This is a genomic window from Burkholderia sp. HMSC10F09 (assembly GCF_001806955.1).
GTDB lineage: Bacteria > Pseudomonadota > Gammaproteobacteria > Burkholderiales > Burkholderiaceae > Burkholderia > Burkholderia multivorans.
This window is the reverse complement of the sequence record NZ_KV786782.1, coordinates 1-6697: the sequence shown is the minus strand read 5'-3', so window position 1 is coordinate 6697 and position 6697 is coordinate 1. Positions and strand designations below refer to the sequence as shown.

General features: G+C 69.1%; 6 protein-coding genes and 1 pseudogene. 4 read left to right on the top strand and 3 right to left on the bottom strand.

The window, feature by feature from the left end:
* Both HMPREF3115_RS18375 and HMPREF3115_RS18370 read right to left on the bottom strand, forming a co-directional pair.
* Positions 1–249, bottom strand: a pseudogene (locus HMPREF3115_RS18375) (mechanosensitive ion channel protein); the annotation flags it as partial.
* 279 nt (positions 250–528) lie between these two features.
* Complete coding sequence (locus HMPREF3115_RS18370; RefSeq protein WP_059937513.1) at positions 529–1488, bottom strand: LLM class oxidoreductase; 960 nt, start codon at positions 1486–1488, stop codon at positions 529–531.
* Between the two features lie 1178 nt (positions 1489–2666).
* Between HMPREF3115_RS18370 and HMPREF3115_RS18365 the strand changes: the two genes are divergently transcribed.
* The 4 genes from HMPREF3115_RS18365 to HMPREF3115_RS18350 all read left to right on the top strand — a co-directional run bounded on the left by HMPREF3115_RS18365 (position 2667) and on the right by HMPREF3115_RS18350 (position 6259).
* The gene (locus HMPREF3115_RS18365) at positions 2667–3569 is read left to right on the top strand and encodes an NAD-dependent protein deacetylase (protein ID WP_088924457.1); all 903 of its coding nucleotides are present in this window, start codon (positions 2667–2669) and stop codon (positions 3567–3569) included.
* Entirely contained in the window at positions 3566–4207 is a 642-nt protein-coding gene (locus HMPREF3115_RS18360) for a DUF938 domain-containing protein (RefSeq protein ID WP_069221242.1), read from the top strand. The genes HMPREF3115_RS18365 and HMPREF3115_RS18360 overlap by 4 nt, the downstream gene beginning before the upstream one ends.
* Positions 4208–4302: 95 nt before the next feature.
* Positions 4303–5715, top strand: coding sequence for an NADP-dependent phosphogluconate dehydrogenase (gene gndA / locus HMPREF3115_RS18355; protein ID WP_070555558.1), 1413 nt, complete (start codon positions 4303–4305; stop codon positions 5713–5715).
* Positions 5716–5914: 199 nt separating this feature from the next.
* On the top strand, positions 5915–6259 hold the full coding sequence (locus HMPREF3115_RS18350) for a DUF4148 domain-containing protein (protein WP_070555556.1): 345 nt from the start codon (positions 5915–5917) through the stop codon (positions 6257–6259).
* Between the two features lie 96 nt (positions 6260–6355).
* Here the strand turns inward: HMPREF3115_RS18350 and HMPREF3115_RS18345 are convergent, their stop codons facing one another.
* Positions 6356–6676 (bottom strand): hypothetical protein, encoded by a 321-nt coding sequence (locus tag HMPREF3115_RS18345; RefSeq protein WP_006404062.1) that lies wholly within the window; start codon positions 6674–6676, stop codon positions 6356–6358.
* Between the last annotated feature and the right edge of the window lie 21 nt (positions 6677–6697).

Genomic DNA, 6697 nt, shown 5'->3' with positions numbered 1-6697 from the left:
CGGCGCCGCTGCGCCGGCCGGGACGGCCGGCGCGCTCAGTGCGCCGACCGCGGCGATCGCGCGCAGTGTCGTTTCGACCTGTTCGCGTTCGCGCGGACTTTCGAGCACCGCGAGCGCCTGGCGCGCCTGCTGCGGGGTCAGTGCCGGTGCGGCAGCAGATGCCGCCGACGCGGCGGCGGGGGTGGGCGTGGCGGCCTGTGCGGCCGTGACGAAGGCGGCGAGCAGCCAGCCGAGGAGCAAATGTCGCATGAGTGGCATGCGGGCGCGCATCGGCACGCAGCCCGCCGAGCTGGACGATGGACGGAAGTTAACATGATCGCGATCGGAACCGAATAGTTCCGGCGCGCAACGGTCGCAAGACGCGGTCCTGCGGCGAGCGATTCCGAATCCGCGCGCGATGCGGGGCGGCGTTGCGCTCGATCAAGCCGCGAACGATGTGCACAGGGCGCTGCATTCGCTACGGCAACGGCACATCTGCGATCCGTCGTGGAGCGCTGCACGAAGCGCGGCGAACGGCGCGCCGCACGGTCACCGCTGCGCGTCGTGAAAGACCGGCAGCACGTGCGCCGCGAGTTCCTCCATCACGTCGCGCACCGCGCGTTCGGCGCCGAGATTCAGCGTCACGTGATGAACGCCGGCCGCGCGCATGGCTTGCAGGATGCCCGTCAGAGCGTGTCTGCCCGTCGAATAGCCGAGCGGCAGCGCGGCGGGTTGCGCGTCGGGATTCGCGTCGAGCGCGAGCCGCATCGACACGCCGAAGGCACGGAAGGCGGGCGTCGGCAGCCGATCGACGGCCGCGCGCCACATCGAATGACGTGCATGCTGTGTGTCGGGGTCGCGGTGATACGTCATCCAGCCGATCGAATGCCGCGCGATCCAGTCGACGCTTTGTCCGCCCGAGCCGACCGCGAGCAGCGGTACAGGATCGGCGCGATGCGGCAGCAGCTCGAACTCGGGTGCATCGGGCGCGGCGATGTCGGGCAGTACGCGCGACGGCGTTCCGAGCGCCGCCGCGACGACTTCCCAATGTCGGCGATAGCGTTCGCGCCGCGTGTCGGTATCGACGCCGAACGCCGCATATTCGGGCGGCCGGTCGCCGGAGCCGAGCCCGAGGATGAAGCGGCCGTGCGACAGCGTGGCCACCGACAACGCGCCTTTCGCGATATGCAGCGGATGGCGCAGCGGCAGCACGATCGCGCCGCTCGCGAGCGCGATGTCGCGCGTGCGGGACGCGAGGGCGCCGAGCAAGACCCACGGATCGAGATGGCCGACCGGATCCGGATAGTCGGCGCTGTTCAGCGGCACGTCGCGCACCCACAGCGCGCGAAAGCCGAGCGTGTCGGCGAGCGCGGCCAGTTCGACCTGCTCGTTGAAGTCCGCGACGATGTCGCCGCTGCGCAGCAGCGGCAGCGTCAGGCCGATCGACAGCCGTTCCGCGGCGAAGACGCGTGACGCGATGTCGGGGCGGGCGCGGGCGGTCGGAGTCACGGCGTTTCCTCGTTGGCGGCGGGCGAGCGAGCGCAGCGCGTGTGCGTGCGGCACTTATGGTGCGGCGTCGCGCGTGTCGCACGCGTCGGCATGCGCTGCGCCGTCGCCGAATGCTAACGTGTTGCGCGTCGATGCGCAGGCGCCGCATGGCGTCGCGCCCGGCGTCGTGTGAACGGGCATCCGTTCGCGGCATGTCGATGCGTCGTCCGTTGAGGGGGCTGATCGAAATGTGCAGGTCCGCGCGGCGCAATGCGAGAAGCGCGTCCGCTGCCGTGCGCCGTGTCGGCCGATCGTAAGGAAATCGATCGCCGTGCATCGATGCAACGTCGATTGCCCACCGGTGCGGTGCCGTCGCGCGACGCCGCGGCTTCCGCGGACCGCCCGTTGCACATCGAACCGGCGTCTCGCACGTTTCAGTTTCGTAACGTTCGCGAGCCGCTTGGCCGTGCGATGGCCGCGGCATGCCGCTGCGTACGCCGCACCGCCTTGTGCGGCCGCGCATGGTGCGCTCCTTGCGTGTCGATACGAGCCGCAAGCGCGATCGCCGCCGCACTGTCGACGGCGGCCGCTTCAGGAGGTCGGACGCATCTGAGACGGGGACAACAGAATGAAAACAGATCGCATCGCCACGTACCGTGTCGCAAACATGAATCGCCGACCTGCCCGCGCCTTCGTCTCGCCGCCGATCGCGGCAACGTAGCGCGGCCTTTCGTTCCATCCGGACCGACGGGTTCGTTCTGAACGTGCACGTGTGACGCACGAGGCCGACGGGTGCCGGTCGGCCGTCGGGGACGACCCGCAGGAACGGCCATGGCCGCGCGTGCCTCCGCAACCGTCATTCCCGCGCGTGCTGCGCGCGCCGCGCGCGCGTGCGCCTGTCATCGCCGCACCTGCCGTCTCCCGGACTCGTCGACGCAGCGTCCGCGTCGCGCAGATCGGCGAGCCGGCGCGCGCGCCGCCGCTCGCTCACCGGCGCGCGCGCGATCCCGTCGCAAGGCCAATTGATCCACTACCCCGATGGATCAATTGTTGAAGCGCCCATCCGCCTCCGGCGAATGGGCGTCTTTTTTTGCGGCGGCGCGGCCTGCCCGATCGCGCGGCGTTCGGTATCATGTGCTGGCGCGCCGGCCGATCGCGCCGGTCCACGGCCTGCCGACGCGCGATCCGCCGCCGCCGTCATGAACGATACCGCCTTCCCCGATCCCTCCGTCACCGCCCCCGAGCCGGCCGCGCTCGATGCGCTGCATGCGTTCGTCGAACGTCATCCGCGCCTGCTCGTGCTGACCGGCGCGGGCATCAGTACCGATTCCGGCATTCCCGGCTATCGCGACCGCAACGGCCAGTGGACGCGCTCGCCGCCGATCCAGCTGCACGAATTCCTCGGCTCGGACGTCGCGCGGCGCCGCTACTGGGCGCGCAGCATGATCGGCTGGCCGGTCGTCGGCCGCGCGCAGCCGAACCGCTCGCACACGGCGCTCGCCCGGCTCGGCCGCGCGGGCCGGATCGAACGCCTCGTCACGCAGAACGTCGACGGCCTGCATCAGCGCGCGGGCAGCGTGGACGTGATCGAGCTGCACGGCGGCATTCACGGCGTCACGTGCATCGACTGCGGCGCACATCACGCGCGCGCGGCGATCCAGGCGCAGCTCGAAGCGGACAATCCGGCGCTGCTCGGCGTACAGGCCGACCCGGCCGCGGACGGCGACGCGCATCTCGAATGGTCGGCACTCGACACGTTTCGCGTCCCCGCGTGCGCGACGTGCGGCGGGCTGCTGAAACCGGCCGTGGTGTTTTTCGGCGAAAACGTGCCGCGCGAGCGCGTCGCGCTTGCATCGCAGGCGCTCGATGCGGCCGATGCGCTGCTCGTCGTCGGCTCGTCGCTGATGGTGTATTCCGGCTATCGCTTCTGCCTGTGGGCGCAGGCGCAGCACAAGCCGATCGCCGCGCTGAACCTCGGCCGCACGCGCGCCGATCCGATGCTCGCGCTTAAGGTCGAAGCGCGCTGCGCGCCGGCACTCGAGGCGCTGACCGCGCGGCTCGGGCTGGGGCTGGCGCACGACGACGCGGAGCACGCATCGTGAGCGCGCCGAACCCCGCGACGAATCCGTCCGCCCGACGGTCGGCGCCGGCGGCCGAGCGCAATCGCGGCCCGATCCTCGACGTGCTGCGCCGCGTGCTGCCGGCGCGCGGCCGCGTGCTCGAAGTCGCGAGCGGCACCGGTCAGCACGTCGTCCATTTCGCGCAAGCCTTGCCGGCGCTGCGCTGGCAGCCGAGCGATCCGGACCCGCTCGCGCGCGAGTCGATCGCCGCGTGGATCGCGCACACGGGCGTCGCGAACGTCGACGCGCCACTCGACTTCGACGTGCGCGACCCATCGTGGCCGGCCGCACCGATCGATGCGATCGTCTGCATCAACATGATCCACATCTCGCCGTGGGCGAGCGCGCAGGCGCTGTTTGCCGGCGCCGCGCGCGTGCTGCGGCCGGCCGGCGTACTGTATCTGTATGGTCCGTACCGGCGCGACGGTCGCCACACGGCACCGTCGAACGACGCGTTCGACCTCCAGTTGCGCAGCCGCGACCCGTCGTGGGGCGTCCGCGATCTCGAAACGGTCGTGGCGCTCGGCGCCGATCTCGGCCTCGACTGCACCGAGGTGGTCGAGATGCCGGCCAACAATCTGAGCGTCGTGTTCCGGCGCGTGCCGCGTGCCGACCAATGATGGGCAAGCGCGCACCGCTGCCGGGTTTCCACTATGCTCTCGCCTGTGCGCGATCCGGCTTGGGTCGCGCCCCGTTTTTTCCGGAGAATTGACTAATGGGCAAACAAGCAATCGGTGTGATCGGGCTCGCGGTGATGGGCCGCAATCTCGCACTCAATATCGAGAGCCGCGGTTACGCGGTATCGGTGTACAACCGCAGCCGCGAGAAAACCGACGAACTGATCGCCGAATTCCCCGGCCGCAATCTGGTACCGACCTACACGCTCGAAGAATTCGTCGCGTCGCTCGAAACGCCGCGCCGGATCCTGATGATGGTCAAGGCCGGCGAAGCGACCGATGCGACGATCGCATCGCTGAAGCCGCTGCTCGAGAAGGGCGACGTGCTGATCGACGGCGGCAACACGCACTTTACCGACACGATCCGCCGCAACCAGGAGCTCGCGCAATCGGGTCTGCACTTCATCGGCACCGGCGTGTCGGGCGGCGAGGAAGGCGCGCTGCGCGGCCCGTCGATCATGCCGGGCGGCCAGCGCGACGCGTACGACCTCGTCGAGCCGATCCTCAAGCAGATCGCCGCGAAGGCGCCGTCCGACGGCGACCCTTGCGTCGCGTACATGGGCCCGGACGGTGCCGGCCACTACGTGAAGATGGTCCACAACGGCATCGAATACGGCGACATGCAGCTGATCGCCGAGAGCTACGCGGTGCTCAAGCACGTCGCGGGCCTCACCAACGACGAGCTCGGCGCGGTGTACACCGAGTGGAACCAGGGCGAACTCGACAGCTATCTGATCGAGATCACGTCGAAGATCTTCGGCAAGAAGGACGATGAAACCGGCCAGCATCTCGTCGACGTGATCCTCGATCGGGCCGCGCAGAAGGGCACCGGCAAGTGGACGAGCCAGAACGCGCTCGATCTCGGCGTGCCGCTGCCGCTGATCACCGAGTCGGTGTTCGCGCGCGTGCTGTCGTCGCTGAAGACGGAGCGCGTCGCGGCGAGCAAGATCCTGTCGGGCCCGGCCGCCGCGCCGTTCGACGGCGATCGCGCCGCGTTCATCGAAGCGGTGCGCCGCGCGCTGTATCTGAGCAAGGTGATCTCGTATGCGCAGGGCTTCGCGCAGCTGCGCACCGCGTCCGAGGAATACGGCTGGAATCTCGATCTCGGGACGATCGCGAAGATCTTCCGCGCGGGCTGCATCATCCGCGCGCGCTTCCTGCAGAAGATCACCGACGCGTACGCGAAGGACCCGGCGCTCGCGAACCTGCTGCTCGACCCGTACTTCCGCGGCATCGCCGAGCAATACCAGGCATCGCTGCGCGAGGTGGTCGTCGCCGCGGTGAAGGCCGGCGTGCCGGTGCCGGCATTTGCGTCGGCGGTCGCGTACTTCGACAGCTATCGTTCCGAACGGCTGCCCGCGAACCTCGTGCAGGCGCAGCGAGACTTCTTCGGCGCGCACACGTTCGAGCGTACCGACAAGCCGGGCAGCTTCCACGCGAACTGGTCGTAACGCGCGGCGAGGGCGGCATTATTGCAAAATTCTATTCCCTGAATAGGGTTTTTCGATCTCGAATCCCGGGATTGTTGGTTCCCGGGAAACAGTGTTTTCGTTCTTTCATGGTTTTCCCTAGGTGATCGCGGGACTAAACTCTGTTCCATCGCTGCAGACATGGTGTGTGCGGCGGAGCAAAAAAATCCCGGAGGTCATCATGAAATCGCTGATTGCAACGTTCGCCGCAGCTGCCGTCCTCGCTGTTCCCGCCGTGTCGTTCGCCCAACAAAACGCGCCGGTCACGCGCGCGCAGGTCAAGGCCGAGCTGGCCCAGATCCAGCAGGCCGGCTACAAGCTGGGCAGCGACCGCACCACCTATCCGGAAGGCATCCAGGCTGCGGAAGCGCGTCTGAACCCGCAACAGTCGGTCGCGGCGGCCGACACGACCGGTTACGGCGCACAGCCGGCCGCCCAGCAAGAGTCGGGCGCACCGGCAGCGGCGAAGACCGGCTGGCAGGTCAAGCGCGTCGCCGACGGCGCACCGGTTTACAAGGGTCGCTAAGCACAGGGCCGGTCGACGGGACGATCCGTCCCCGGTTCGCAACAGCCCCGGTTCCACCATGGAACCGGGGCTGTTTTCATTGGGGCGCGCGCCGCGTCAGTGCAGCGGCCGGCGTCCGCGCGCGGGGTCGATGAACGGCGCGGCGGCCGGCTCCAGCACGCGCAGCCACGATTCGTCATACCCGCTCAGCGTGTCGAGCGCATCGCGCAGCCGCTCGATCGCCACGGCCGGCAGCTCGACACTGTGGCGCGGCCCGGCCGTCAGGCGCGCGACGCTCGCGAGCTGGACGAGGGCGTCGGCCGCCTCGGCCACGTCGGTGGCGGACAGCAGATGGCGGTTCAGTCGTTCGACGATGCCGGTCGCACCGGCGAAATCGTCGGCGTTCAGCTGAACGGACAGAAAGGTCGCGTTATTCATCCTGATCTCCTCGTTGTTGTA

What these genes read in the sequence shown, in the direction of transcription:
- HMPREF3115_RS18365 (WP_088924457.1), top strand. Translation starts at nt 2,667, where the DNA reads ATGAACGATACCGCCTTCCCCGATCCCTCCGTCACCGCCCCCGAGCCG.
- gndA (WP_070555558.1), top strand. Translation starts at nt 4,303, where the DNA reads ATGGGCAAACAAGCAATCGGTGTGATCGGGCTCGCGGTGATGGGCCGC.
- HMPREF3115_RS18350 (WP_070555556.1), top strand. Translation starts at nt 5,915, where the DNA reads ATGAAATCGCTGATTGCAACGTTCGCCGCAGCTGCCGTCCTCGCTGTT.
- HMPREF3115_RS18345 (WP_006404062.1), bottom strand. Translation starts at nt 6,676, where the DNA reads ATGAATAACGCGACCTTTCTGTCCGTTCAGCTGAACGCCGACGATTTC.